This window comes from Corallococcus sicarius, assembly GCF_003611735.1.
GTDB lineage: Bacteria > Myxococcota > Myxococcia > Myxococcales > Myxococcaceae > Corallococcus > Corallococcus sicarius.
On the sequence record NZ_RAWG01000127.1, the window covers coordinates 1 to 25540 of the forward strand.

A 25540-nucleotide genomic window follows, 5' to 3' on the forward strand; every position below is an offset into this window, starting at 1 on the left:
GTCCAAGGTGGAGCCGCCCCGCCGCGCCTCCTCGTCCGCCCCGAAGCCGCCCGTGCTGGAGGCCGAACCCGTCTTCGAGTCCGGGCCCGGCACCGAGCCCCTGGCAGACCCCCGCGAAGAGGACCGCAAGCGCCTGCCCGCCGGTGAGCCGAAGGGCCGGGTGCTGCCCTTCGAAATCGACCCCGCGCAGCTGGAGGCCGGCCTCAAGAAGCTCCAGGGCGAGCTGGTGCACTGGACCAACAAGGGCCGCTACACCAAGGTCCGCTTCAAGTTCCGGGGCAAGCAGCTGCTGCCCGACCTGCCCCTGGCCGCCGTCGTCGCCGCCGAGGGGCTCTCGTTCTACTGGGGCGGCATCCTGCGCATGCTGGTGGCGAACGTCGTGGGCCGCAGCGTGTTCGAGGTGGAGCTGGTCAACGACGCGGACAAGCGCGTGCAGGCGGGCCGTGAAGCGCTCCTGTCCGGTGACGTGGACCAGGCGCTCACGCTGTTCCGCGAGGCCCTGTCCATGGACCGGGACAACCCCGCCGCGCACCTCAACGTGGGCGTGGCGCTGAAGCTCAAGGGCGACCGCGAAGGGGCCCTGGCCGCGTTCGACATGGCGAAGAAGAAGGACCCCGAAGGCGGCGTGGGCGCGGAGGCCGAACGGCTGTCCCAGAGCCTCCGTCCCAAGGGCTGAAAAACGTCCAGAAACACGCGTTCCGCGGGGCTGAAAACGCACCGCCCGCGTGTTGAAATCGAGCCCCTGGAATGGCCTCTTCCCCCGCCTGGAACCGGGCGGGCGGGCAGCCAGGGCACATGCCCCCTGTTTCCCCTGTTGACTGAGGGAAATCCAGGGGTTACGAACACTCTCCCATCGGGCGGAGCCCCCCACGTGAGGGGCCCGTCCGCACCTTCCAGAGCCCATGGCTGACGACACCACCGACACGCCGGCAACGCCTTCCGCGCCTCCTCCGTCGAGCGGCGCCGGAGAGCTCATTCCCATCAACATCGAAGACGAGATGCGCCGTTCGTATCTCGACTACTCGATGTCCGTCATCATCGGCCGCGCGCTGCCAGACGTGCGCGACGGCCTCAAGCCCGTGCACCGTCGCGTCCTCTTCGCGATGAACGACCTGGGCAACCTCCACAACCGCGCCTACAAGAAGAGCGCGCGCGTGGTGGGTGACGTCATCGGTAAGTACCACCCGCACGGCGACTCGTCCGTGTACGACGCCATGGTGCGCCTGGCGCAGGAGTGGAGCCTTCGCTACCTGCTGGTGGACGGCCAGGGCAACTTCGGCTCGGTGGACGGCGATTCGCCGGCCGCCATGCGTTACACCGAAGTGCGCATGGAGCGACTGGCGGAGGAGCTCCTGTCGGACATCGACAAGGAGACCGTCGAGTTCGGGCCCAACTACGACGACTCGCTGGAAGAGCCGCTCGTCCTGCCGGCCAAGTTCCCCAACCTGCTCGTCAACGGCAGCAGCGGCATCGCGGTGGGCATGACCACCAACATCCCTCCGCACAACATGTCGGAGGTGGTGTCGGGCACGCTGCACCTCATCGAAAATCCGGACTGCACCGTCCGCGACCTGATGGAGTTCATCAAGGGGCCGGACTTCCCCACCGCGGCCATCATCACCGGCCGCGAAGGCATCATGCGTGCCTACGAGACGGGCCGGGGCTCCATCCCCATTCGTTCGCGCACGGAGATCGAAGCGAACAAGAAGGGCGACCGTGAGGCCATCATCGTCACGGAGCTGCCCTATCAGGTGAACAAGGCGCGCCTCATCGAGAAGATCGCCGAGCTGGTGCGCGAGAAGAAGCTGGAGGGCATCAGCGACATCCGCGACGAGAGTGACCGGCAGGGCATGCGCATCGTCATCGAGCTCAAGCGCGATGCGATGTCCCAGGTGGTGCTCAACAACCTCTTCTCCATGACGCAGCTGGAGACGACGTTCGGCGTGGTGATGCTCGCCATCGACGGCGGGCAGCCGCGCACGCTCAACCTCAAGGAGATGCTGGACCGCTTCATCGCGCACCGCCGCGATGTCGTCACGCGCCGCACGCGCTTCGAGCTGCGCAAGGCGCTGGCGCGCATGCACATCGTCGAAGGCCTGCTGGTGGCGCAGGACCTCATCGACCTGGTGGTCAGCCTCATCCGCGCGTCGCGCGACCCGGACGAGGCCCGCTGGGGCCTGATGAACATCCTGTCGCCGGAGCTCTACACGCGCGAGCACTTCAAGGACCTGCAGCGCATCGACTACGCGCAGGCCAAGGCGCAGATGGAGATGCTGGTCAGCCGCGCCCGCAACGAGGAGCCGTCCTACGGGGGGCTCGCGCACAAGTACGAGGGCGCGGGCTTCAGCGAGGGTCAGGCGCAGAACATCCTGGAGATGCGCTTGCAGCGGCTCACCGGCCTGCAGCGCGAGGAGCTGTTCCGCGAACTCATCGAGCTGGCGCGCGACATCATCCGGCTGCAGGACATCCTCGCCAACGAGAACAGCCTGCTGAGCGTCATCAAGGCGGAGCTGATGGAGATCCGCGAGCGCTACGGTGACAAGCGCCGCACGGAAATCAGCGGCGCGGTGGACGAGTTCACCAACGAGGACCTCATCGCCGAGGAGACGATGGTGGTGACCCTCTCGCACACGGGCTACGTGAAGCGCTCGCCCCTGTCGGAGTACCGCGCGCAGAAGCGCGGCGGGCGCGGCAAGACGGGCGCGGGGACGAAGGAGGACGACTTCGTCACCAAGGTGTTCGTGGCCAGCACGCACGCGTACCTGATGCCCATCACCACCAAGGGCAAGCTGTACTCGCTGAAGGTGTACCAGATTCCCCAGGGCAGCCGGACGTCGCGCGGCAAGGCCATCGTGAACCTGGTGCAGTTCGGCGAGGGCGAGCGGCTGGCGCAGGTGCTGGTGACGCGCGACTTCCCGGAGAACCGCTACGTCTTCTTCGTCACGAAGAAGGGCGTGGTGAAGCGCACGGACCTGAGCGCGTTCGACAGCGTGCGTGCGAGCGGCATCATCGCGCTGGGCATCGACGACGGCGACGAGCTGGTGGGCGTGATGATCACCGACGGGACGAAGGACATCCTCCTGTCCACGGCCTCCGGCATGAGCATCCGCTTCCCGGAGAGCGACGTGCGCTCCATGGGTCGTCAGGCCTACGGCGTGAAGGGCATCACCCTGGAAGAGGGTGACGAGGTGGTGGGCGCGGACCTGATGGAGCCGGAGAAGGCCGTGGTGAAGCCGGAGCCGGAGACGGAAGCCGGCGCGGAGACGGCCACGGAGCAGGTGCCGGCGGTGGAGCGCGACAGCGCCATCCTCACCGTGACGGAGAACGGCTACGGCAAGCGCACGCAGGACACCGAGTACCGGCAGCAGGGCCGCGGCGGCAAGGGCATCATCGACATCAAGACCACCGAGCGGAACGGCCGCGTGGTGGGCGTGGTGCAGGTGAAGGACACCGACGAGGTGATGATCGTCACCAACGGCGGCATGCTCATCCGCATGAAGGTGAAGGAGATCTCCGTCATCGGCCGCAACACGCAGGGCGTGCGCCTCATCGCGCTGGAGAACGGCGAGGAGAAGGTGATGGCCATCTCCAAGCTGCCCGAAGGCGAGGAGTCGGAGGAGGAGACCGAGGGCGCGGAGGCCACCTCTCCGGTGGACGCGGCTTCGGGCACGGCTCCGGCGGCGGAGGCTTCCGCGGACGCGACGCCGTTCGATGACGCGGCGGCTCCGGCTGTGGGCTCGGAGGATGCGGGCAGCGAGCCCGGCTCCGAAGGCTGAGCGCCGGGCAGCACGTCGTGAGGTACCGGAGGGTCGGGAGCGGGGCGCGGGATGCGCTCCGGGTCCCGGCCCTCTTGCTTTGCGCGAAGGGGCTCGGGGACTACTTGCGGGTGAGGTCCTTGGGCACCTTGATGCCGGCGGTCTTCTCGTCCACCCAGACGATGTGCATCACCCACCAGCGCTGGCCGTCGTTGAAGAGCTGGATGCTGTTGACGCCCTTGGCGACGAGGGGGCCGTCCTTGGCTTCGCGCGTCTCGTAGGTGCTCATCACGTGCACCAGGTCGCTGAAGCCCATCGTCTGACGCGCGGTCTCCTTCTCGTAGAAGGCGCGCGCGGTGGCGGCGGCCGTGCCCATGGCGACGAATTCGTCCGGCGAGATGGGGCGCGCGTGGAGTCCGGGGGCGGCCTGGGTGTGCACCAGCGGCACCAGCGTCGCGCCGGGATGGAAGAGGGAGCGGAAGCGCGCCCAGTCGCGAGGCGTCCCCGCGGGGCCGCTGATGACGTCGTAGAGCGCCTTGAGGATGGCGTCGACGGACTTCACGTCCTCGGGCTTCGGCGCGGGGAGCTGGGCGAGCGCGGCCTGGGTGCGCTCGCCGGAGATCTGGATGGGGTTCGGCTTCGTCGCCGCGGGCGCCGTCGGGGCGGCCTTGGGCGGCGGGGCAGGCGCGGCGGTGGGGGCCTGGGCGAAGGCGGAGGCTGTTCCCAGCAGGACGGCACAGGCGACAAACAGGCGCGACATGGGGACTCCCGGCAACGAGGGGAAGGAAGGCGGCGGGAGCCTAATCCCGTCGCGCGCGGCGCGGGGGGCCATGCAGGCTTCGCCCCACGCGTGGACAGTCGGGTGGGAAGGATGGCGCGTGGGTGGACACGGGCGCCGAGCGTCGGGCATCGCCCAGCCGCTGGACGCGGTGCTTTGCCCGGCCGGAGGCGCACCGTAGTGTGGCTGCTGTCATGCCCCTGCTCTCGCTCGACTCCCTCTCCCTGACGTATCCCGGCGGCGCCTCCCCGGCGGTGCGGGACGTGTCGCTGACGCTGGAGCCGGGTGAGGCGCTGGCGCTGCTGGGCTCCTCCGGCTCCGGCAAGACGGCGCTGCTGCGCCTGGTGGCGGGGCTGGAGCAGCCGTCCTCGGGCACCGTCACCGTGCAGGAGCGCGTGGTCGCGGGCCCGGATGTGTTCGTGCCCCCTGAGCAGCGCCCCTTGCGCCGCGTGCTCCACGACGCGGAGCTCGCGCCGGGCCTCACGGTGCGCGACGTGGTGATGGACGCGCAGCCGAAGGGCGAGGGCGTGGCGCACGCGCGGGGCCTGCTGGCGCTGTTCCAGTTGGAGGACCTGGAGGCGCGCACCTGCGGGACGCTCTCCCGGGGACAGCGGCAGCGGGTGCTGCTCGCCCGCGCGCTGGCGTCCGGGACGAAGCTGCTGGTGCTGGATGAACCCTTCGCGGGGCTGGACGCCGGGCTGCGCGCCGCGCTCCTCACGGAGTGGCGCCGCGTGCTCAAGGCGCGGGGCGCTGGGGTGCTCTTCGCCACGCACGACGTGGGCGACGCGCTGGCGTTCGCGGACCGGCTGGTGCTGCTGCGCGCGGGCACCGTGGAGCAGCAGGGCACGCCCGAAGCCGTCTACGAAGCGCCGCGCACCGCCTTCGCCGCGTACTTCCTGGGCGGCACCAACCTGCTGCCCGGTTCGGGCTTCGGCCGCGTCGCGCGCACCGCGCTGGGCAACCTGCCGCTGAACGCCGACGCGCGCGGCCAGGTGATGTTGTCCCTGCGGCCCGAAGCGCTGAAGCTCACGCCGGACACCGACGGCGTGGCGGTGGGAGGCGCGCTGCGCGCCGAGGTGCTGGAGCGCGCCTTCCGGGGCGCGCACGTGGACTTCACCGTGTCCTGCGCGGGCATGGCGCTCGTCGTGCGCGCGGGCCCGGCGTCACCGCTGCGCGAAGGAAGCCGCGCCCGCCTGGAGGTCGTGGGCCGCGCGGAGGTGCTGGAAGAGACGAACGTCTAGGCCTGCCTGGACAGCAGGCGTGCAGGCGAAGGGCACGGGAAATGCAATCACCCGGGCCCCCCATGCGTAGGGAGGGGTATGAACATCGTAGGCCTTCGAGGAATGGGAACCCGCTTCTTCCAGTACGTGCGCGACCCGGGTGTGGGGACGTGGCGGAAGCTGGCGGGACTGCTGGCCGTCCTGTACTTCGTGTCGCCGGTGGACGCGATTCCGGACTTCATCCCGCTGCTGGGCTGGCTGGATGACCTGGGCGTGCTGTCGGGCGCGGCCTTCTTCATGGTGCGCGAGGTGCAGCGCTACCGCCCCTCCGCAACGGGCTCGGCGACGGGCGCGCCCCTGGACGGCCTGCCGCGCGACGAAGCGGGGCAGCCCCGGGTGCCCACGCTGCGCCGGCACCGCTAGCCGTCAGTCGCTGTTGCCGCCGCCCTTGTTCTCGAAGTGCACGAAGTCGATGAGGAACGTGGCGGCCACCACCAGGGTCCGGACCTGGGCGTCGTGCAACCCGTCGAACCGGACGCCGAAGTTGTCGGCGTCCGTGAACATCTCCTTGCCGAAGCCGCTCCACCGCTTGGCGATGGTGCCCACCTCGCGGCCCTGCTGCTCCACGACGAACGTCCACGGCCGGAAGAAGGGCCCGGCCAGGTGGGCCACCTCTTCGCCCCGGGGCCCGAGCACGTCGTAGGCGCGGGTGAAGAAGCGGAAGCGCTGCTGGATGCTGCCCAGGTGCCGGCCCTCGCCGTCCTCCACCTCCATCCGGGACAGCCAGAAGCGCCACGGCCGGACAAGCCGCAGCAGCGTCTCTCCGCGCGCGGACTTGAGCTCCATCGTGAAGGGGCGCTTCGCCTTGAGGAAGCTGCGCAGCAGGAACAGCCCCACGCCGCTGCCCACCTCACCCGCGAAGAAGAGCGGACGCCCGTCGTCGCCCACCACCTCGTAGCGGTTGCGACCCTCGAACCCCATGAGGATCTCCCCCCACTCCTTCACCTGCCGCACGCGCAGCGTGCGCTCACCTTGCAGCAGGGTCAGCGCCTGGGACTCGACGGGCATGGCGGGCTCCGGGACGGCGAAAAGAGGAGGTGCGGGCTAGAACTGTCCGAGCATCGTCAGCCCCAGTCCGCCATGGCGGCCCATGGCCGTGGGGGCGACGGTGACGGTCGGTGCGTCGTCCCGTGCATCATAATCACGCGTGAGGAACGTGGCGGTGCCCAGGCCGGCGAGCACCCCCACGCTGGTGCCCACGAGGAACACGTCCGCGTCCTGTTCCGCGTCCACCAGGAACAAGACGCTCGCCCCCAGCAGGCCGCCCAGGATGCCGCCCGCGTCGATGAGCAGCACCCGCCCGTGGGAGATGTCCAGGTCGCGCGAAATCAGCGCGAACGTGACGATGCCCGCGGCCACCACGCCCTGCTCGATGCCGAAGAACACGCGCTCATCGCCGTTGTTGTTCGTGGCCATCAACATCCCCGCCACCACGCCCGCCCAGAGGCCGCCGGAGTTCGCCAGCGACACCTGCCCCGCGGTGGGCTGCGCGAACTCCGCGATGAGCAGCCCCAGGCCCGTGAAGCCCAGCGCCCCCACCATCACCGACGCAATGGCGTTGTCCCCGTCCAGGTCGAACGAACCAATGGACGCCAGGCCATAGCCGAAGCCCCACACCGTGCCGGAGTTGATGGCCGCCGCCTGTCCCGGCGTCAGCCCGCTCCTCGTGAGCAGCAGTGATGCCGCCGTGCCCGCGCCGCCGCCCAGCAGCGACACCGCCACGTACGCGCGCGAGTCGTCACAGCCCGCGATGGTGCACAGCAGGATGCCCTGGGTGATGCCGTGCATCGTCTGCAGGATGGTCAGCGACGCCCGCGCCCCCTGGGAGGTGCCCTCCGCCTGCGGCGGCCGCGCGAGCGTCTCTTGCGCCAGCTTCGCGCCGGGGTTCAGCCGTGCCCGCGCCAGCCGCGCCAGCTCCGGCGCGTACGGATGCTGCGGACAGGCTTCCAGCACCCGCTCCAGTGACTCCACTGCGCGCGCGTCCTCTCCCTGCACCAGCGCATCGAAGCCGGCCAGGTAGTCCGACTCGGCGGCGCAGGCGTCCGGGCTCGCCACGAGCGGCGGCGCGGGCATGGCCGCCGCGGGCGCGGCGGACTGTGGAGCCGAAGGGGCATCACCCTGCCCGGAAGCTCCGGGCTGCGCGGCGACGAGGACGACCAGGACGAAGGGCGCGAGGAACATGGCGCCGCCACCCTAACCGACCCCCGCGAAAAGACGGGAGAGCAGGCCCCGGCATTCCTCCTGGGAATGCCGGGGCCTGTCGTGAAGCCACGCTGACCTACCGCGTCGCGAGCGTCTCCACGTGCTGGCGGAGCGCGGCCGTGTCCCCCAGCCGTCCGCCCAGGCCGGGCAGCGGCTTCGCGGCCTGTTCAATGCGGCCCCGCGTGCGCGGGCCCGACGCCACCAGCCACGCCACGCCCAGCGCCAGCTCCGCCACGTCCGGGGCCTGGGTGAGCTGCGGCGCCAGGGCCAGCAGCGCGTCCACGGCCTTCTTCACCTGCGCGCCGTGCAGCGGGTGGCTGCTGGTGATGCCCTGCCGCAGGAGCACCAGCAACATGCGCGCGGTGGCGCGGGCCTGGCGCACCGCCTCCGGTCCCTGGCCGTGGTCGTCCCACAGGCCGTTCGCGAGCTGCCGGCCCAGCAGGCCGCCCAGGTCCTCGGAGTCGAGGCCGCCCACGGCTTCGGCCACGGAGGGCAGGGCGACGTCCTGGATGGAGTAGGAGGCCGGAGGCGTGAGCTCCGCCTTCTCCTTCCGGGCGAACCCCTCCAGGGAAGACGCGCGCGGCGCGGCCGCTGGCTTCTGCGGCATCGCGGCGGACATGAGCCGGCCCAACAGGCCGCCCTTCTTCTTGGCCATTTCGCGCTCCGCTGGGGGAGCCCCGGGGGCCTCCTTGGCTGCATCCATCAGCTCCGCAGGGATTGCCCAGGAGCCCGTCGTGGCGCCATCCCTTTCCTCCTGGAAGGACGCGGGCGCGGGGGCCGGAGGAGGCGGAGGCATGGCGCCTCCCCGGGGGCCGGACGCCCTGGGCGGGGCCGCCGCGCTGCCCGCCAGCCTCGAGGGCATGCTCTTCATGGGCGGGCCCGGCAGGGGCATGCGCTCGGCCTCGCTGTCGTCAGCATCGAGTGCGCCCGGCACGGCGCTGCCGAACATGTTCCAGCCCTTCGGCGCGCTCACCGGCACGACGCGCGTCTCCGGCGTACCCGACGCGCGGCGCTCGCCCTGGCGCTCCTCCACCACCACGAAGGACGTGTACTTCGTGGCGAGCTGGTGCTCGATGGCGAGCCGCACGATGCGGTCCTTCATCGCGTCCGCGCGCCGGCCCAGCAGGCCCGCGTCCAGCCAGCCCCGGATGCGCTCGGCGGCCCACAACTTCTCCACCACCGGACGGTCCGACAGGGACGGCAGGTCCAACCGCACCGTGAGGGAGAAGGGCTCGCGGCCCGAGCGCCCCTTCAGCGTCACGCTGCCCGTGCCCCCTTGCGCATAGCGCCCGAAGAGCGTCCACGGCGTGCCGTCCACCAGCGGCGGCAGGGTGGCCGGAGCCAGCTCACTGGCCTCCACGCCGTCGAAGCGCACCTCCAGGTCGGTGATGCGCGGGGCGAGCGCCCGGGAGAACTGCGCCACCACCTTGTCGTCGATGCGCTCCCCGGGGTGGATGAACTCCACCGCGCCGTCCGTGCGCCGCGCCAGGTCGCGCAGGAGCACGTCGCTCACGTTGGTGCCGATGCCGAACGAGAACACCCGTCCCGCCCTGCGCGCGGAGAGCACCGCTTCGAGGATCTCCGTCTCGTTGCCCACCTGTCCGTCCGTCAGCAGCACCACCACGCCGTCCGGCGCGGCCTTCATCGCGGCGACGAGCGGCTCCAGCAGCTCCGTGCCGCCATGGGCATTCAGCGCGGCGACCCACGCGTCCGCCTGCTCCAGCGTCCGCTGGGTGAAGAGCACCGGCTCCGGGGCGAAGCTCCGGAAGGAGTTCTCGAAGGCGATGACGTTGAAGCGGTCGCCCTCGCGCAGGTGGCGCAGGCACAGCCTGAGCGCGGCCTGGGCCTGGGGCAGGCTTTCCCCGGCCATGGAGCCGGAGGTGTCCACGACGAACACCACCTCCTGGCGGGGCGGCGCCGTCGCCAGGTTCAGCAGGTCCGGCACCACCGTGAGCGCGAACGTGCCCGGCCCCTCCGCCTTCCGGTGGGCGACCACGGGGGTGAGCATCACGTCCGGGTTCGCGTTGCGCAGGTTCAGCACCACGTCCCGGTCCAGCGTCACCTCGCCCGCGCCCTGGCGCACGTGGTCCCGCTGGAGGCTCACGCGCGTGCGGGTGCCCTCCCGGGTGAGGACGAGGGCGTGGGACGGGCTCTCCACCACCACCTCACCGCCCACGTCGATGAGCAGGTCCATCCGCAGCCCGTAGTCCGGGTTCCCCTGGGGCGGAGAGATGCGGTCCGCGTCCGGCACCCGCGTCGTCGGGGCCGCGTTGCCGTGCGCCGTGCGGTCCCCCTTCACGGCGCCGGGCATGTACCGGGGCGCCACCAGCGTGGGCAGCATCCAGCGCACGCTGCCCTCCTCCGAGCTCAGGGCCTGCAGGAACTCCACCTCCACCAGCGTCTCCTCGCCCGGCAGCAGGTTGCCCACCTGCGCGGTGAAGACGTTGGGGCGCTCCTGGTCCAGCAGCGCCGCGCCATGGCCCTCGGTGATGGCGGTGTCGTAGGCGCGGAAGGCCTCCTCGCGCTCCTTCACCACCCCCGCCACGCGGCGGCCCGCGCACGTCATGGAGAAGGCGCTGAGCGTCGCGTCCGAGGGCAGGGGGAAGGTGTAGACGGCCTCCACCGGCTTCTTCTCGTCGTTGCGGTAGCGCTGCGTCACCCGCACGCGCGCGTGGCCTCCGAGCAGCTCGCCGGAGACTTCCACCCCTTGGAGGGGCACCTGGGCCCCGTCGCGCGTGAACAGCCCACACTTCGCCTGCTCGTTCATGACTGCTTCCCTTCTTCGGATTCCTTGATGAGGGCGCGCACCCGCTCCGCGAGCGCCCGGACCTTCGCTTCCGCCTGCTCCGACACGTGCAGTTCCAACCCCGGCGCCAGGAGCCAGCGCTGGTAACGCGCCACCTCCACCGTCGGGTCTTTCTCCGCGGCTCGCACGGTCAGCCGCGCGGGCTCCTCCGGGAGCGGCGCCGGCAGCACCGGCGTCTCCGCCAGCCGCCGCAGCTCCTCCGGCGACAGCCGCAGCAGCTCCACCTGGATGGCATCCAGTGGCAGGAACCGCGCCTGGAGCACCCGGATGGCCTTGAGCCGCACCAGGTGCTCCTCGCCGTACACCGTGTCCGGTCCCTTGAAGGGGGGCGCCGGCAGGAGGCCCCGCTGGACGTAGTAGCGGACCGTGCGCGGCGAAACGCCGACCGCCTCCGCCAGCGTGGTCAGCTTCCACTCCGTCTGTGTCTTGGGCGTGCTCACACCCTGACAGTAGGTTCCGACAGTCATGGTGTCAAGTCGTCAGTGTTGATTCGCCAGTGCAGGTGTCGGGATGGGACGGGGTGGCGGCCGGGCGGACGGTGGGACAGAAGGGGGGCATGAACGGCGTCATGGACGGCGTGGACTTCTCCTCCATCCAGCTCATCGGCACGGCGGTGACGCCCGCGGTGATGGTGTCCGGGTGCGGCATCCTGGCGACGGGGTTGGACAATCAGATCTCCCGCATCACGTCGCGCCTGCGCGACATGGTCCGCGAGTGGCGCACGCTGCCGGAGGGCCACCCGCGCCGGACGCTCCTGCGCGACGAGGTGGCCATCATGGACCGCCGCCACGCCATCCTCGCGAAGGCCATCGGCTTCACCTACGCGGCGCTCCTGTCCTTCGTGGCCACGTCGCTGCTGTACCTCTTGCGCCGCAGCCTCCCGGTGCCGGAGGAGCTGCCGGTGGCGTCCTTCTCCCTGGGCGTGCTGCTGCTGGGCACCATGGCGGTGTTCGCGCTCGCGTCGCTGCGCCTGAGTCGCCGCGCCATCGCGTTGGAGCGCGCGGAGCTCTTCCGCGACGGGTCGCCCCCGGGTGCGTCAGGGGCCTGAGCGCCGGGGTCGGCCTCATGCTCGGAGGGCCGGGGTGCGTCCCGGACTTCGGGGTGCGGGGGGCGGGAAGGTGACGGGATTTGTTCCGCAGCGCACGCGGAGGGTGCTAGCTGCTGCCTTCGCGACGGTCGTGTCTGGTACGTCCCTGCCCGAACCGCCCAGCATCGCGCTGATTTTCAAGCCTCTGGCTCAACCCGCACCGTGGAGCACGTGAACATGGCAAACACCAAGGTCTTCTTCGACATGACGATCGGTGGAGCGCCCGCCGGCCGTATCGTGATGGAGCTGTTCTCCGACGACGTTCCCAGGACCGCGGAGAACTTCCGCGCCCTGTGCACGGGTGAGAAGGGCGTGGGCCGCAGTGGCAAGCCGCTGCACTACAAGGGCTCCGCCTTCCACCGCGTCATCACGCAGTTCATGTGCCAGGGCGGCGACTTCACCGCTGGCAACGGCACGGGCGGCGAGTCCATCTACGGTGAGAAGTTCGAGGACGAGAACTTCAAGCACAAGCACACGGGCCCGGGCTTCCTGTCCATGGCCAACGCCGGCCGCAACACCAACGGCTCGCAGTTCTTCCTCACCACCGTCCCGACGCCGTGGCTCGACGGCAAGCACGTCGTCTTCGGCAAGGTCGTCGAGGGCATGGACGTCGTGAAGAAGATCGAAGCCGTGGGCTCGCAGTCCGGCGCGACGCGCCAGCCCGTCGTCATCGCGGACAGCGGCCAGCTGTAATCCACGGCGGTCCGTCCGATGTGATGTGAAGAGGTCCACCCGTGCGTCACGCGCGGGTGGACCTTTGTCGTTCAGGACAGGCCATGTCCGGGCGAAGCGTCCTCGTCCTCCTCCTCGCGCCCGGGCCGTGACGGCTCGGGCCGGGAGGGCCGGGTGCCCATGGCGCCGAGGGTGCGCAGCAGGTCCAGCGGAATGGGCAGGATGGTGTGGTTGCCGCCGCCGGTGATCTCCACCAGCGTCTGGAGGTAGCGCAGCTGGAGCGTGGCGGGGTTGCGGCTGATGACCTCCGCGGCCAGGGAGAGCTTCTCGGCGGCCTGGTGTTCGCCCTCGGCGGCGATGATCTTCGCGCGGCGCTCGCGCTCCGCTTCGGCCTGACGCGCGATGGCCCGCTGCATCTCCAGCGGCAGGTCGATGTGCTTCACCTCCACGTTGGACACCTTGACGCCCCACGGGTCGGTGCGCGCGTCCAGCACCTGTTGCAGCTCGTGGTTGATGCGCTCGCGCTGCGACAGCAGCTCGTCCAGCTCCACCTGGCCCAGGATGGCGCGCAGCGTGGTCTGCGCGATCTGGCTGGTGGCGTAGAGGTAGTCCTCCACCTGGAGCACGGCCTTGTCCGCCTGGATGACGCGGAAGTAGACGACGGCGTTCACCTTCACGCTGACGTTGTCCTTGGTGATGACGTCCTGCGGGGGCACGTCGCGCGCCACGGTGCGCAGGTCGATGATGACCATGCGTTCAATGAAGGGGATGAGCCAGCGGAAGCCCGCGCGCTTGAGGCCCACGAAGCGGCCCAGCCGGAACACGACGCCGTTCTGGTACTCGGTGACGATGCGCACGCCGGAGATGAAGAGGAGGAACAGCAGGACCACGGGGATGAGGAAGCCCAGCGCGCCGAACAGGTCATTCATGGCATCGCCTCCGTGACGGTGAGGGTGAGCCCTTCCACGGCGCGCACCACGACGCGCGCGCCCTCATGGATGGGTTGGAAGGACACGGCGCGCCAGCGCTCGCCGTGGACGAACACCTCGCCGCCCGAAGGCGTGACGGGCCCGAGCGCCGTGCCCGCTTCGCCGACGAGCCCCGCGTCACCGCCCCGCTGCGGCAGCTTGCGCGTCTGGGCGCTGCGGTACGCGAGGAAGGCCGCGGCCCCGGCGAAGAGCAGGGCGGTGGGCAGGATGACGCCCCAGGTCGGTCGGAAGGACGGCTCCACGAACCAGCCGGGCTCGAAGCGGTCCACCAGGAACACGCCCCCCAATATCAGCAGGCCCGTGCCCGCGGCGCCCAGCAGGCCGCTGGTGATGAAGAGCTCCGCGATGATCAGCCCCACGCCCACGAGCATCAGCACCAGCGCGCCGGTGCGCACCGGCAGCGTGGCCGATGCAATCAGCGCGAGCACCAGCGCCACGACGCCGACGAGCCCCGGCACCACCGCGCCGGGATGGGACAGCTCCATCACCAGCCCCAGCGCCGCGACGAGGAACAGCAGGTAGAGGATGGACGGGTGCGCGAGCGCATGGACCACGCGCTGGGAAAGCCCCGGCGCCAGCGACTCGATGCGGGCCTCGCGCGTGGAGAGCGTCACCGTGTCGCCGCCCGCGACCTCCACGCGGCGCCCGTCCACGGCGGTGAGGAACGCGGCCTCGGTGGGGGCGACGAACTCCACCACGCGGAGCTCCACGGCGCGGTCGGCGGGGACGCTGGCGCTCTCGCGCACGGCCGCCGCGGCCCACTCGGAGTTGCGGCCCCGCTGGCGCGCAATGCCTTCCGCGAAGGCGACGGTGTCGTTCTCGATCTTCCGGGCAAGCTGTTCGCCGCCCAGTTGCTCGACGTCCTCGCCTCCGGCTCCCACCGGGTGCGCGGCGCCGATGTTCGTCCCGGGCGCCATGGCGCTCACGTTCGAGGCGAGCGCGATGAAGACGCCCGCGCTGCCCGCATGCGCGCCGGACGGCCCCACCCAGACGAGCACGGGCACATGCGAGCCCAGGAAGGCACGCACGATGGCGCGCGTGGCCTCCAGCGAGCCACCCGGGGTGTCCAGCCGCACGAGCAGCGCCTGGGCCCCCATCTCCTCCGCGCGCTTCACGCAGTCCGCCAGGTACGCGCCGGAACCGGCGTCCACCACGCCCTCCAGCTCGCACCGCGCGATGGGCGACGAAGAGGCCGCGGGGGCCGCTGAAGCGCAGAGGCCCAACACGAAGAAGAGGCAGATGACCAGCCAGCCCCAGCGCCCGCGACGGTGTCGGGCCTCCGCGAAACGGAAGGGCTCCGACGCTCTGTCGACGTGCTCCCTCATGGCAGCCGCTTCCTTCCGGTGCGCACATCCATCCCGCACACGGACTGCGCCAACGGTGCGCATCGGCGCCGTGGGCGACAGGGTCGCGAAGCCGAGGGCCTGGAGGGCATCCGACCAGGGAGGGCCCGCGGTCTCGCCTGGGCATCCAGTGGTGGACGTTGCAGGGGATGCGCGTTGCTGGGGGAGGACGCACCTCCCTAGGGTCGCTCTCGAACTTCGCCAGGAGGTTTCATGCGTCGTGCCGTGCTGCTCATCGCTGCTCTGGGCCTGACCGCTGGAGCGGTGGCCTGCAAGACCACCCAGCCTCCTGGAACGGAGGACCAGCAACCCATCCAGGGTCCGGACACGGCCCGCGAGCCCATGCAGAACGTGCCTGACGAACCCCCTGGCCCCGGCAGCCCCATCAATGCGCCGGGCGTGGATGGTGGCACCCCCGAAGAGGGGGAGTCCCCTCCCTGACACGGGCCCCTCCGTGACACGGGCCCCCCGTGTCACGGGTCCGCCGCGCGAACAGGGTTTCCGCCGGGAACACGCGTGCCATACGGTCCAGGCTCCCGGGCTCCGGCGTCGCGAGGTGCGCGACGCAGGAGCAACGCCAGGAGGGCGCACGGTGGAGACCACGGTCTACAGGGCGGAGCGGGTGTGGACGTTGGATCCGGAGCGTCCGCGCGCGGAGGCGCTGGCGGTGCGTGACGGGCGGGTGCTCGCGGTGGGAACGCTCGCGGAGGTGCGCGCCGCCGCGGGTCCCGGCGCGCGCGAAGTGGACCTGGGCGCGGCCACGGTGGTGCCCGGACTGGTGGACGCGCACGCGCACCTGCACGGCCTGGGACGCAGCCTGACGACGGTGCGCCTGGAGAAGTCACCCTCGGAGGAGGACGTCCTCCATCGGCTGTCGCGAGCGCCCGCGTCGAGCTTCCAGGGTGACTGGTTGATCGGCAAGGGCTGGGATCAGAACGAGTGGCCCGGCGCCGCGTTCCCGGGCCGCGCGGAGCTGGATGCGCGCTTCCCCACGACGCCGGTGTTCCTCACGCGCGTGGATCATCACGCGGCGTGGGTGAACGGAGAAGCGCTGCGCCGCGCGGGCATCACGCGGAACACGCCGGATCCGGAAGGGGGCCGCATCCTCCGGGACGCGAGGGGCGAGCCCACCGGCGTGCTGGTGGACAACGCGATGGACGCCGTGGCCGCGGCGATGCCTGCTCCCACGCCCGCGCAACTGGAGACCCGGCTGCGCGCCGCGCTGGAGCGCTGTGCCCAGGTGGGGCTCACGGGCGTGCACGACGCCGGCATGGACCTGGGCGCCTTCCGCATGTTGCAGGCCTGGGACGCGGCGGGGACGCTGCCCCTGCGCGTGTACGCGATGGCCGCGGGCCAGGGCGACGAGCGCCACGCCTACCTGGAGCAGGGGCCCTGGCAGGGGCGTCACCTGACGATGCGCGCGGTGAAGTTCCTGGCGGATGGAGCGCTGGGCAGTCGCGGCGCGGCGCTGCACGAGGACTACAGCGACGAACCCGGCCAGCGGGGCCTGTTGCTGCTCGCGCCCGAGGAACTCGAGGCACGGGCCCAGGCCTTCATGGCCCGGGGCTTCCAGGTGTGCATCCACGCCATCGGGGACCGCGCCAACACGCTGGTGGTGGACGTGCTCCTGCGCGGCGCCGAGCGGACGGGGACGAAGGCCCTGCGCCACCGCGTGGAGCACGCGCAGATCCTCCGTCCGGAGGACATCCGCAGGCTGGGCGCCGCGGGGCTGGTGGCGAGCGTGCAGCCCACGCACGCGACCAGTGACATGCCCTGGGCGGAGACGCGGCTGGGGCGCGAGCGACTGAAGGGCGCCTACGCGTGGCGCACGCTGAAGGACGCGGGCGCGCACCTGGCGCTGGGCAGTGACTTCCCCATCGAGAACCCGGACGTGCTCGCGGGGCTCTACGCGGCGCGCACGCGGCAGGACGCGAAGGGCTGGCCCGAGGGCGGCTGGTGGCCGCACGAGCGCCTGAGCGCGGCCGAGTCCCTGGAGGGCTTCACGGTGGGGCCCGCGTGGGCTTCGTTCGAGGAGGCGCGGCGCGGCAGGTTGAAGCCCGGCCTGGACGCGGACTTCGTCGCGCTGTCGGCGGATCCGCTGGAGGGGCCCGCACCGGCGTTGGTGGACGCGCGCGTGCTGGCCACGGTGGTGGCGGGCGCGGAGGTGTTCCGGGCCACCGGGTGATTGTGATTACCCGCCGAAGATGTGTGAGCGCGCGGCCTCGGCGATGGCAACGACGGCGGGGTGGCGCAGGCGGCGCTCCACGGTGATGGCGTAGAAGCACTGCTCGATTTCGTCGGTGTGCCCGATGGCGGTGACGTTGAACTGCCGCTGCACCTCGGCGTCGATGATGGAGGGCATGGCGAAGATGCCGTGTCCCTTCTGTCCGAAGGCCTGGAGCAGGGCGCTGTCGTCGAAGTCACCGGCGATGACGGGCACGATGCCCCGGCGCTCGAACCACAGGTCCAGCGAGCGGCGCACCGAGGACTCCTCGGACGGCAGCAGCATGGGCGCGCCGTTGAGGGACTGGGGGAAGTCCTTGCGCAGGTGCGCGAGCGACGCGGCGGCGAAGAACGTCACGCCGCACTTGCCCAGCAGGTGGTTGAAGGAGCGGACGCTGACGGGCTCGGAGCCGGGCGCGTCCGCGAGCACCACGTCCAATTCATGCAGTGCCAGCGACGCGAGCAGCTGGGGCAGGGGGCCCTCGCGGCAGATGATGCGCAGCGAGGGCCCGGCGTCGAGCGCGGGCTTGAGCAGCTGTTCGGCGACGAGCTTGGGGATGACGTCCAGCACGCCCACGTTGAGGCGCAGCTGCTGCCCGGTGGGCAGGCCGGAGACGACGTTCTTCAGCTCGTTGCCCAGGCGGAAGATCTCATCCGCGTAGCGCATGACGGTGCGGCCCACGTCGGACAGGACGAGCTTGCGGCCCTTGCGCTCGAAGAGCTGGTGGCCCAGGGACTCCTCGAGGAGCTTGATCTGCGTGCTGATGGTCGGCTGGGCGAGGCGCAACTCCTCGCTCGCCTTGGCGATGCTGCCCGCCCGCGCAACCGTCCAGAAATACAGGAGATGGTGATAGTTGAGCCACGCCATGACTTAGGAATAACCGAAGGGTTTCATCCAAACTAGCTTATTTTTTTATGGATGCCCCCCGCTTATCTCTACGCCTGTCACCGCGCGATGGGAGTGCGGCGGACTGATTGGGGAGGTGCGTTCATGGAAGCCATCTACGAGGAGCGCGTGTCCACGGTGGAGGGTGGTGTGGAGTCCGGGGTGGATGCGGCTGAAGTGGAGTCTCGGGTGCGGGGGCACCTGGAGCTGGTCCGGCGTCTGGCGTGGAAGTACCGCTGGACGGGCCTGTCGCTGGAAGAGCTGGTGTCGGAAGGCAACGTGGGCCTGGTGGAGGCGGCGCGCCGGTTCGAGGAGCGGGGTGTCCCGTTCGGGGCCTACGCGCAGCAGTGGATCCGCGCGCGCATCCGGGCCTACGTGTCGCGCACCTGGAGCATGGCGGGGGGCCGGGCGCCCTGGATTGTCTTCCAGCTGCGGCGGGAGCGGGCGCGGCTGGAGGCCCGGTGGGGCGAGGGTCACCCGGAGGTGCTCAAGCGGCTGGCCGAGTCCCTGGGGAAGCGTGAGGAGGAGGTGACGCGGGGGTCGGAGGCGCTGAGCCGGGACGTGTCACTGGACGCGCCGCTGGGCTGGGAGGGCGAGGTGACGCAGCTGGACATGCTGGAGTCGGACCTGGACTCGCAGGAGGACCTGGCGGACCGGGACGTGTGGGCGCGGAAGCTCCACCAGAGCGTGGCGGAGGCCTGGCCGGAGCTGGACGCGCGGGAGCAGGCGCTGGTGAAGGAGCGGATGCTGGTGGAGGACGGGGTGAGCGCGGAGCTGCTGGCCCGGCGCTTCGGGGTGACGGCGGTGCGCATCCGGCAGATTGAGCAGGGGCTGCGCCAGAAGCTGCGCCAGCGGCTGACGGCGGGGTGCACGGCCTGGGACGGCGAGGCCCTGCGGCTGGCGGCCTGATCGCTGGGGGAGGGACAGGCCCCGTGGAAAGAGGTTGACGGCCGGGGCAAGGCCCCGTAAATCGGCGCTGCCGTTCGCGTTGCGCAGCACGCCCAAGTAGCTCAGTCGGTAGAGCAGGGGACTGAAAATCCCCGTGTCGGTGGTTCGATTCCGCCCTTGGGCACAAGACAGCACGAAGAGTTCAGGGCGTCAGACTCCGGTCTGGCGCCCTTTCTTTTGTCCGCGGGTGGAATCGTCAGGTAGCGGCGCCAATGCGTGACACGACCAGGCCGAACTTCTGGCTGTGACCCTCGCGCCGGCACCAGTCCTTGATGACGTTCAGGTCCACTTCATTGGCCTGTGCGTGGAAGACGGCGATCGCCTGTTCCAGGCCGCTGAAGTCGTTCCAGAAGAGAAGGGACGCGAGTCGGTCACGGCATGAGTCGGTGGGCGACAGGACGTACAGCACCTCGTCGTCACGACGGACGGTGCTCCAGCTCTTGATCAGGTCGTCCCCCACCGCCAGCGGCCCGTTCGGAAACTCCAAAAGGAAGTGGGAGCGTGGGTGACGGTAGAAGTCTCCCTTCCTGGTGAAGCCGAGCGCAGCCAGCGCCGCTTCTCCTCCCGTTCCCCTGAGTGTGATCACGAAGTCGAGGTTTCCTGATTGGTACGCCTCTGGCGCGTAGTAGGTCGCCGCGCTTCCGCCCGTGAGCACCGCGTGGAAGCCCTGGCGATCCAGTGCTGTGCACACGGCGAAGGCAATGTCCGTGAGCGAAGACGTGGGCTCGATCACGAGAGCCCCGGCTTGCCAGCGCGGCGGGGACGGCGCCGTCGCGCGGCGAGCTTGGACTGAAGGTCCCTGTCGTGCTCTCCGAGTTTCCAGAGCAGCGCGCTGAGCTCGGCGTGCGCGAAGTATCGAGGGTTCAGGGAGACCGCACGCGTTCGCCCCATCAACCGACTGACGATGATCGCTTCCCGTTCGAGCGACGCCAGAATGGATTGGACTGTGTACGGGCGTACGCCGAGCAGCGCCGCCAACTCGCTGGGATAGGTTTCTTCGAGCAGGCGGGTGGCCACGAGCACCGCCGTCCTGGTCGAAGTACCAAAGAGCCGGGAACCATCTTCGAGCACGAGGCAAACCTACCCATTTTCTTGGTGATATTGCCAACGTTCTTGGTGATGGTGCCAGGGATTTTGGCCATAGCGGCACTCGGCGCGCGGTGAGGTAATCGGTGATTGTGTGTAAATGTAGACCAAAGTGGTTTACATAAACAACACCTCCCGTGATCCGCCCCGTGAACGACCTGAAGCCCACTGACGCCCCTGCTCGCGCTGCTCCCTCCTGGCGCCTGCTGGTGGGCGCATGGCTGGTGCTGCTCATCGTCCTGAAGCTGTGGGACCTGGCCCCGCCCCGCGTCATGGGCGCGCAGGCCGCCCCCGAGCAGTTCTCCGCCGAGCGTGCCCGCACCGACCTGGAGGCCCTCACGCGCGCGCCCCGCCCCGCCGGCACTCCGGCGCACCGCGAGGCCCGGGAGTACCTGCTGCGCCGGCTCTCCGAGCTGGGCTTGAAGGGCGAGGTGCAGTCGACGTCGGTGGTCAGCACGTGGTGGGGAATCCCCTACGACGCCGCGCACGCCGACAACGTGATGGCGCGCCTGCCCGGGACCGATTCGACCGGCGCCGTGCTGCTCATGGCGCACTATGACTCCGTGCCGCACAGCCCCGGGGCCGGTGACGACGCCTCCGGGGTCGCCGTGCTCCTGGAGACGCTCCGCGCGCTGAAGGCCACGGGCCCGCTGCGCAATGACCTCATCTTCCTCTTCACCGACGTGGAGGAGGCCGGCGCGTTGGGCGCCCAGGCGTTCCATGCGCAGCACCCGTGGGCCCGCGACGTGGGCATGGTGCTCAACTTCGACTCACGCGGTGCCAGCGGCGCCACCGTCCTCTACGAAACCAGCAAGGGCAACGCCCGCCTCATCCAGGCGCTCGCGGAGTCGGTTCCCCGGCCCGCGGCGTCCTCGCTGTTCCCGGAGGTGGCTCGTCGGCTCGGACACTCCACCGACCTGCGCGTCTTCCGCGAGGCGGGCGTGCCGGCGATGAACTTCGGCTTCACCGACTCCTCGTCGCACTACCACACGTCCCAGGACCGGCTGGACCAACTGGACCTGCGCAGCGTGCAGCACATGGGCATGTATGCGCTCGCGCTGGGGCGCACGTTCGGTGACCGCGACCTGCGTCAGCTCCAGGCGGAGGACGCGGTCTTCTTCGATGTGCTCCTGGGCTGGATGGTCCGCTACCCCGGCTTCCTCGTGCTTCCCCTCGCGGCGCTCCTCCTGCTGGCCCAGGTCGCCCTCATGGTTCGCGCCCGACGTTCGGGCGTCGCCACCTTCCGGGGCATCGCGCTCAGCGCGCTCGGCTTTCTCGCCATCATCGTCCTCGCCACAGCCGCGACGTACGTCGTGCTGTTCGTGCTTCGCCGCGTGGATCCGTCGCTGGTGATGATGCGGGACCCCTATGACGCCACGTGGTACCGACTCGGGCTGACGGGGACGGGCGCGGGGCTGACGGCGGCGCTGTACCGCCTGCTGCGACGCTGGCGACCGGCGGAGGAGGTCGCGCTCGGGGCCCTCGTCTCCTGGAGTGTCCTGCTCGCGGTGTCCAGCGTGCTGGCCCCCGGGGTCAGCTACCTGTTCGCGTGGCCGCTCGCGGGCGCGCTGGTGGGGCTCGCGGCCCTGTCCTGGGCCCGGCGCACCGGACGCTCCTTCGTGGCCCTGGGGGGACTGCTGCTCGCCGCGGTGCCTGTGATTGCCATTGCCGTTCCAGCCCCGTTCCTGGTGTTCGTCGCCCTCCAGCTGCCGCGCGGCTACATGGCCGTCACCGCGGTGGCGCTGATGATGGGCGCGCTGCTGCCCCAGCTCGAGCTGCTGGGCGCGGGCCGGTCCTTCCGTCTCGCCGGGCTGCTGGCCTTCATGGGCGTGGCCCTGCTGGGCGTCGGGCTCGGCAGGTCTGGCTTTTCGGCGGAGAAGCCCCGGCCCTCGGGGCTCACGTACGCGGTGGATCAGGCTTCAGGACAGGCCTGGTGGCTGACCACGGATGACGAACCGCCCGCGGCCCACGCCCGCCTCTTCCCGTCGGACACGATGCGCCCCGCGCCGGGCGTCCTCAGCCCCTATGACCTGGGCGACGTCACCCGGGCCGGCAGTGCTCCGGTGGAGCCCCTTCCGGCCCCGACACTGGAGCTCCTCCACGAGGAGCCAGCGGGCTCCGGGCGACGTCTGCGACTCAAGGTCCGCTCCGCGCGACAGGCCCCGGAGCTGACGGTCTACGTGGCGTCGGAGACCACGGTCGTCCGGGCCCGCATCGATGGGCGTGACGTCGTGGAGTCTCCGCCCCACCTGTCGAACGAACGGCGACCGTGGAGCTTCCGCTACCTGGGGCTCCCCTCCGATGGCTTCGAGCTCGTGCTCGAACTGGCGGACGCGCGTCCCGTCGAACTGCGCGTCATCGACCGGACCTACTCGCTGCCGGGCTCGCACGAGGCCCCGGACCTGATGAGCGTGCCGTTCTACCTGGCGGGCTCGACCTTCAACTCACAGCGCTTCGGCTTCTGATCAGTGTATGGGGTTGGACAGAGACCTGCCCATCTGGCCATTGGCGGCAAGAAAAACCGCCTGTTAGCGTTTTGCCCCTACCTGCGAGGATCCGCATGCATGCCGGGGGGCAGCACCCGTGGGAGCTCAGTCTCTCGGAGCAGCAGCAGCGTGATTTTGAACGGGATGGGTTTGTCGGCCCGCTCCCCCGGTTTCTACCCATCGACGAAATCGATGCGCTGCGGCGTGAGCTGGACGACCTGGTGTCGAACAACCGGAGCCACCCGCTCTATGGACGGTTCTCGGTGCGCGACTGGCACCTGGCGTCGCCCCTGGCGATGCGCCTCTTCACGCATCCCGCCATCGTCCGGCGCCTCCAGCAGCTCGCGGGGGAGGACCTGCTCCTCTGGCGCTCGAAGGTCATCCACCAGGCACCGGGGGATGGGGAGGGCGGCTGGCACCAGGAGTGGGGTTGGTTCAATGGCGAGGAGATTGGCAACGACCGCCCGGCGCTGATCCCCACCAGCGTCGGTGGGGACTGGTGGAACCTCACGGTCTGGGTGGCGCTGGATGACATCACGCCGGACACCGGACCGCTGCGCTTCGTCCGGGGCTCGCAGAAGACGCGCTATCCCATCCGGATGGTGCCGATGGTGGACTCGGCGTTCTTCCAGGATCCCTTCATCGGGGAGCCGGATGTGGCGACGCTGGTGGAGCGGGCCCGGGAGAACCGGCTGGTGCTCGACACCGACACGTCCCGGATGTTCGACGGCATCGATGCCCAGCTCCTGTCGCGGGACGCGCTGAAGACCTATGTCAGGAATTGGCTGGCCAGCCTCCAGGCCGCCAATCCGCTTCCCTTCGACGTCCCGGCGGAGAGCCTGGCCACGCTGACGATGAAGAAGGGCGACTTCGTCATCTTCTCGGAGCGGACGTTGCACGCGCTGCTCCCGAACGGCACCGCGAGCGACCGGATCGCCATCAACTGCCGGGTGACGACATCCGACACGCTCGTCTACCCCGGCCGCCTGCGGGGCGACTTCATCGACGGAACCAACCTGGACATCTCGCGGCACCGCTGCGTGCTGCTGTCGGGCCGGAAGCTCAACCGCGCCAATGCCTGTCTTCACGATGAGGCCGGGGCGCTCCTCGCGGGCCTGGCCCCTCGCGCGCATGGCCTGCTGGGAGAGCGATTGCTGGACCGGGCCGATGCTCCGGGACTCCACTGCTGGGAGAACCGCCTGGATGCGCGGACGGTCCCCTTGCTCGGGGGCGCCAGGGTGCTCGGGTCGGTCCTCATCCCTGGCGTGACGTACGTGGAGATGGCGCTCGCGGCGGCGGGGGAGGTGCTCGGCCGCCGTCCGGTGTCCGTCGAACAGGTCGAGTACCACCACGCGCTCGTGCTCCAGGAGGACGCGGCGCGGCGGATCCAGCTGTCGCTCCAGCGCGAGGGCGAGGGCGCGGCGGTGCGCGTGCACAGCCGCCCCGCGGAAGGCGCCGGGCCCTGGCAGCTCCACGCCAGCTTGCGGCTCCGACTGGAAGCGGCGGCCCTGCCGGAGCCGGGAAGTAGTGCGGTGCGAACGGGACGTCGCTCCGCGGGCTGATCTGGAAAAGGGAAGACGGCACACATGAACGCGCGAAGCCCCAGCAGTGGCCCTGCTGTCGACTGGAGTCTGTCCTTCTTCGCGAGCGGCGAGGGGCGGGGTGACAAGTACCGGCTGCTCTTCGACGCGGCCCGCTTCGCGGACACCCAGGGCCTGCGCGGCATCTGGGTGCCCGAACGCCACTTCACGCCCCTGGGCGGGCTCTTCCCGCAGCCCTCGTTGCTGCTGGCGGCGCTGGCGCGCGAGACGCGCAACCTGCGGCTGGGCGCGGGGAGCATCGTGGTCCCGCTCCACCACCCGGTGCGCGTCGCGGAGGAGCTCGCCGTCGTGGACAACCTGTCCGGCGGACGGGTGGTGGCGTCGTTCGCTTCGGGGTGGCACCCGGGCGACTTCACGCTCGCGCCCGAAGCCTACGAGGACCGGCGCCGCGTGATGCTCCAGGGCGTGGAGACGGTGCGCCGGCTGTGGAGCGGTCAGCCGGTGAGCCTGCCCGGCGGTGATGGGCTCGACCATGAGGTGCGCATCTTCCCGACGCCGCTCCAGCGCACGTTGCCCACCTGGCTCACGTCGACGGGCTCCGCCGCGACGTTCGAGACCGCCGGGGCCATGGGCACCAACGTCCTCACCCACCTCGTGGATCAGGACCTGGAGGTGCTGGCGGGGAGGATCGCCGCCTACCGCCGGGGCCGTCAGCGGGTGGGGCTTCCCGAGGACGGCGGCACCGTCACGGTGATGCTGCACACGTTCCTCGGGGATGACGAAGCGCGGGTGCGCGCCCAGGCCCGTCCGGCGTTCCGTCGCTACCTGCTGGCGAACGCGCCCCTGCTCCAGGCGAGCGCCCACAGCCGGGGCAGGGCGATGGACCTGTCCCTGCTCACGGAGAGCGACATCGAGGCGCTCGTCGACCACCAGTTCGAGCGGTTGTTTTCGGGACACGCCCTGCTCGGCACTCCGGAGAAGTGCGTCCCGCTGGTGCGGAGCCTGACGGCGTTGGGCGTCGGCGAGATTGCCTGTCTGGTGGACTTCGTCGACGAGCCGGGCGAGGTGCTCGAAGGCCTCCACTCCCTGCTGCGCCTGCGCGAGCTGTGCGCGGCGCCCCCGAGGAGCCGGCCCGCGCCCCTGACGGCGCCCCCCATCCAGGCGCCCCCGGCGGCGCCTTCGCTGGAGGCGCTGCGCTCCCGCGCGGAGGAGGTGCTCGCGGGTGAGACGTTCTATGCGCGCCTGCTGAAGGCCGGAGGCGACCATGGGCCGGGCTTCCGGCTCGTCACGCGGCTGTGGCGCAGTGCTGATGAAGCGCTCGCGGAGCTGGAGCTTCCCGCGTCCCTGCGCGCGGACCTGGGCCGCTACCCGGCGCACCCGGCGCTGCTCGACAGCTGCTTCGGGGTGTTGATCGCGACGGCGCTCGCGGGGGACGTGGAGGCCGGGGCGGGGCAGGTG

General features: G+C 70.7%; 22 protein-coding genes and 1 tRNA gene. 13 read left to right on the top strand and 10 right to left on the bottom strand.

Going from position 1 to position 25540, the window contains the following annotated elements:
• Positions 1 to 7 precede the first annotated feature (7 nt).
• Positions 8 to 676: a tetratricopeptide repeat protein gene (locus D7X12_RS20300; RefSeq protein ID WP_120626951.1), complete on the top strand. Its 669-nt coding sequence runs from the start codon at positions 8 to 10 to the stop codon at positions 674 to 676.
• Between the two features lie 226 nt (positions 677 to 902).
• On the top strand, positions 903 to 3776 hold the full coding sequence (gene gyrA / locus D7X12_RS20305) for a DNA gyrase subunit A (RefSeq protein WP_120626933.1): 2874 nt from the start codon (positions 903 to 905) through the stop codon (positions 3774 to 3776).
• Between the two features lie 100 nt (positions 3777 to 3876).
• Here the strand turns inward: gyrA and D7X12_RS20310 are convergent, their stop codons facing one another.
• A complete protein-coding gene (locus D7X12_RS20310; RefSeq protein WP_120626934.1) occupies positions 3877 to 4515 on the bottom strand; it encodes a nuclear transport factor 2 family protein in 639 nt (212 codons plus the stop codon).
• Between the two features lie 212 nt (positions 4516 to 4727).
• Here D7X12_RS20310 and D7X12_RS20315 point away from each other — a divergent pair, with 212 nt between their 5' ends.
• Both D7X12_RS20315 and D7X12_RS20320 read left to right on the top strand, forming a co-directional pair.
• Positions 4728 to 5774 carry an ABC transporter ATP-binding protein gene (locus D7X12_RS20315; RefSeq protein WP_120626935.1) on the top strand — a complete coding sequence of 349 codons (1047 nt, stop codon included), beginning with the start codon at positions 4728 to 4730 and terminating at the stop codon, positions 5772 to 5774.
• Between the two features lie 102 nt (positions 5775 to 5876).
• On the top strand, positions 5877 to 6176 hold the full coding sequence (locus D7X12_RS20320) for a YkvA family protein (RefSeq protein ID WP_244224668.1): 300 nt from the start codon (positions 5877 to 5879) through the stop codon (positions 6174 to 6176).
• A 3-nt stretch (positions 6177 to 6179) separates the two neighbouring features.
• Here D7X12_RS20320 and D7X12_RS20325 read toward each other — a convergent pair whose 3' ends face one another.
• The 4 genes from D7X12_RS20325 to D7X12_RS20340 all read right to left on the bottom strand — a co-directional run bounded on the left by D7X12_RS20325 (position 6180) and on the right by D7X12_RS20340 (position 11261).
• Entirely contained in the window at positions 6180 to 6821 is a 642-nt protein-coding gene (locus D7X12_RS20325; RefSeq protein WP_120626937.1) for an LURP-one-related family protein, read from the bottom strand.
• A 36-nt stretch (positions 6822 to 6857) separates the two neighbouring features.
• Positions 6858 to 7994 carry a hypothetical protein gene (locus D7X12_RS20330; protein ID WP_120626938.1) on the bottom strand — a complete coding sequence of 379 codons (1137 nt, stop codon included), beginning with the start codon at positions 7992 to 7994 and terminating at the stop codon, positions 6858 to 6860.
• A 97-nt stretch (positions 7995 to 8091) separates the two neighbouring features.
• On the bottom strand, positions 8092 to 10782 hold the full coding sequence (locus tag D7X12_RS20335) for a VIT domain-containing protein (RefSeq protein ID WP_120626939.1): 2691 nt from the start codon (positions 10780 to 10782) through the stop codon (positions 8092 to 8094).
• On the bottom strand, positions 10779 to 11261 hold the full coding sequence (locus D7X12_RS20340; RefSeq protein WP_120626940.1) for a MerR family transcriptional regulator: 483 nt from the start codon (positions 11259 to 11261) through the stop codon (positions 10779 to 10781). The genes D7X12_RS20335 and D7X12_RS20340 overlap by 4 nt, the downstream gene beginning before the upstream one ends.
• Positions 11262 to 11377: 116 nt before the next feature.
• On the opposite strand from D7X12_RS20340, the gene D7X12_RS20345 reads away from it, so the two are divergent.
• Both D7X12_RS20345 and D7X12_RS20350 read left to right on the top strand, forming a co-directional pair.
• A complete protein-coding gene (locus D7X12_RS20345; RefSeq protein ID WP_120626952.1) occupies positions 11378 to 11869 on the top strand; it encodes a DUF2721 domain-containing protein in 492 nt (163 codons plus the stop codon).
• 216 nt (positions 11870 to 12085) lie between these two features.
• Complete coding sequence (locus tag D7X12_RS20350; RefSeq protein ID WP_120626953.1) at positions 12086 to 12601, top strand: peptidylprolyl isomerase; 516 nt, start codon at positions 12086 to 12088, stop codon at positions 12599 to 12601.
• A gap of 71 nt (positions 12602 to 12672) precedes the next feature.
• On the opposite strand, the gene D7X12_RS20355 is transcribed toward D7X12_RS20350, so the two are convergent.
• A complete protein-coding gene (locus tag D7X12_RS20355; RefSeq protein ID WP_120626941.1) occupies positions 12673 to 13509 on the bottom strand; it encodes a slipin family protein in 837 nt (278 codons plus the stop codon).
• Entirely contained in the window at positions 13506 to 14894 is a 1389-nt protein-coding gene (locus tag D7X12_RS20360; protein ID WP_120626942.1) for an NfeD family protein, read from the bottom strand. Before D7X12_RS20360 ends, D7X12_RS20355 begins: the two co-directional genes overlap by 4 nt.
• Before the next feature lie 231 nt (positions 14895 to 15125).
• Here D7X12_RS20360 and D7X12_RS20365 point away from each other — a divergent pair, with 231 nt between their 5' ends.
• Positions 15126 to 15353: a hypothetical protein gene (locus tag D7X12_RS20365; protein ID WP_120626943.1), complete on the top strand. Its 228-nt coding sequence runs from the start codon at positions 15126 to 15128 to the stop codon at positions 15351 to 15353.
• 151 nt (positions 15354 to 15504) lie between these two features.
• Positions 15505 to 17097: an amidohydrolase gene (locus D7X12_RS20370; protein WP_120626944.1), complete on the top strand. Its 1593-nt coding sequence runs from the start codon at positions 15505 to 15507 to the stop codon at positions 17095 to 17097.
• Positions 17098 to 17103: 6 nt separating this feature from the next.
• Here the strand turns inward: D7X12_RS20370 and nhaR are convergent, their stop codons facing one another.
• Entirely contained in the window at positions 17104 to 18003 is a 900-nt protein-coding gene (gene nhaR / locus D7X12_RS20375; RefSeq protein WP_120626945.1) for a transcriptional activator NhaR, read from the bottom strand.
• 123 nt (positions 18004 to 18126) lie between these two features.
• Here nhaR and D7X12_RS20380 point away from each other — a divergent pair, with 123 nt between their 5' ends.
• Both D7X12_RS20380 and D7X12_RS20385 read left to right on the top strand, forming a co-directional pair.
• A complete protein-coding gene (locus D7X12_RS20380) occupies positions 18127 to 18930 on the top strand; it encodes a sigma-70 family RNA polymerase sigma factor (protein ID WP_120626946.1) in 804 nt (267 codons plus the stop codon).
• 90 nt (positions 18931 to 19020) lie between these two features.
• Positions 19021 to 19093: transfer RNA gene (locus D7X12_RS20385), tRNA-Phe, on the top strand.
• A gap of 72 nt (positions 19094 to 19165) precedes the next feature.
• Here D7X12_RS20385 and D7X12_RS20390 read toward each other — a convergent pair.
• Together D7X12_RS20390 and D7X12_RS20395 are read right to left on the bottom strand one after the other, a co-directional pair.
• Positions 19166 to 19702: a hypothetical protein gene (locus tag D7X12_RS20390; protein WP_120626947.1), complete on the bottom strand. Its 537-nt coding sequence runs from the start codon at positions 19700 to 19702 to the stop codon at positions 19166 to 19168.
• A complete protein-coding gene (locus tag D7X12_RS20395; protein WP_147443741.1) occupies positions 19699 to 20040 on the bottom strand; it encodes a helix-turn-helix domain-containing protein in 342 nt (113 codons plus the stop codon). The genes D7X12_RS20390 and D7X12_RS20395 overlap by 4 nt, the downstream gene beginning before the upstream one ends.
• A gap of 164 nt (positions 20041 to 20204) precedes the next feature.
• Here D7X12_RS20395 and D7X12_RS20400 point away from each other — a divergent pair, with 164 nt between their 5' ends.
• From D7X12_RS20400 to D7X12_RS20410, 3 genes are all read left to right on the top strand, one after another.
• Complete coding sequence (locus tag D7X12_RS20400; protein WP_147443742.1) at positions 20205 to 22520, top strand: M20/M25/M40 family metallo-hydrolase; 2316 nt, start codon at positions 20205 to 20207, stop codon at positions 22518 to 22520.
• A 95-nt stretch (positions 22521 to 22615) separates the two neighbouring features.
• Entirely contained in the window at positions 22616 to 24103 is a 1488-nt protein-coding gene (locus tag D7X12_RS20405; RefSeq protein WP_158620083.1) for a phytanoyl-CoA dioxygenase family protein, read from the top strand.
• A gap of 24 nt (positions 24104 to 24127) precedes the next feature.
• Positions 24128 to 25540 (top strand): MupA/Atu3671 family FMN-dependent luciferase-like monooxygenase (locus D7X12_RS20410; protein ID WP_120626950.1); only part of this gene is annotated, 1413 nt, incomplete at its 3' end.

Bases quoted from the DNA above. Each gene is read 5' to 3' on its own strand.
- gyrA (WP_120626933.1), top strand. From the start codon at position 903: ATGGCTGACGACACCACCGACACGCCGGCAACGCCTTCCGCGCCTCCT.
- D7X12_RS20380 (WP_120626946.1), top strand. From the start codon at position 18,127: ATGGAAGCCATCTACGAGGAGCGCGTGTCCACGGTGGAGGGTGGTGTG.
- D7X12_RS20350 (WP_120626953.1), top strand. From the start codon at position 12,086: ATGGCAAACACCAAGGTCTTCTTCGACATGACGATCGGTGGAGCGCCC.
- D7X12_RS20330 (WP_120626938.1), bottom strand. From the start codon at position 7,994: ATGTTCCTCGCGCCCTTCGTCCTGGTCGTCCTCGTCGCCGCGCAGCCC.
- D7X12_RS20405 (WP_158620083.1), top strand. From the start codon at position 22,616: ATGCATGCCGGGGGGCAGCACCCGTGGGAGCTCAGTCTCTCGGAGCAG.
- D7X12_RS20335 (WP_120626939.1), bottom strand. From the start codon at position 10,782: ATGAACGAGCAGGCGAAGTGTGGGCTGTTCACGCGCGACGGGGCCCAG.
- D7X12_RS20360 (WP_120626942.1), bottom strand. From the start codon at position 14,894: ATGAGGGAGCACGTCGACAGAGCGTCGGAGCCCTTCCGTTTCGCGGAG.
- D7X12_RS20315 (WP_120626935.1), top strand. From the start codon at position 4,728: ATGCCCCTGCTCTCGCTCGACTCCCTCTCCCTGACGTATCCCGGCGGC.
- D7X12_RS20345 (WP_120626952.1), top strand. From the start codon at position 11,378: ATGAACGGCGTCATGGACGGCGTGGACTTCTCCTCCATCCAGCTCATC.
- D7X12_RS20310 (WP_120626934.1), bottom strand. From the start codon at position 4,515: ATGTCGCGCCTGTTTGTCGCCTGTGCCGTCCTGCTGGGAACAGCCTCC.
- D7X12_RS20320 (WP_244224668.1), top strand. From the start codon at position 5,877: ATGGGAACCCGCTTCTTCCAGTACGTGCGCGACCCGGGTGTGGGGACG.
- D7X12_RS20355 (WP_120626941.1), bottom strand. From the start codon at position 13,509: ATGAATGACCTGTTCGGCGCGCTGGGCTTCCTCATCCCCGTGGTCCTG.
- nhaR (WP_120626945.1), bottom strand. From the start codon at position 18,003: ATGGCGTGGCTCAACTATCACCATCTCCTGTATTTCTGGACGGTTGCG.
- D7X12_RS20325 (WP_120626937.1), bottom strand. From the start codon at position 6,821: ATGCCCGTCGAGTCCCAGGCGCTGACCCTGCTGCAAGGTGAGCGCACG.
- D7X12_RS20365 (WP_120626943.1), top strand. From the start codon at position 15,126: ATGCGTCGTGCCGTGCTGCTCATCGCTGCTCTGGGCCTGACCGCTGGA.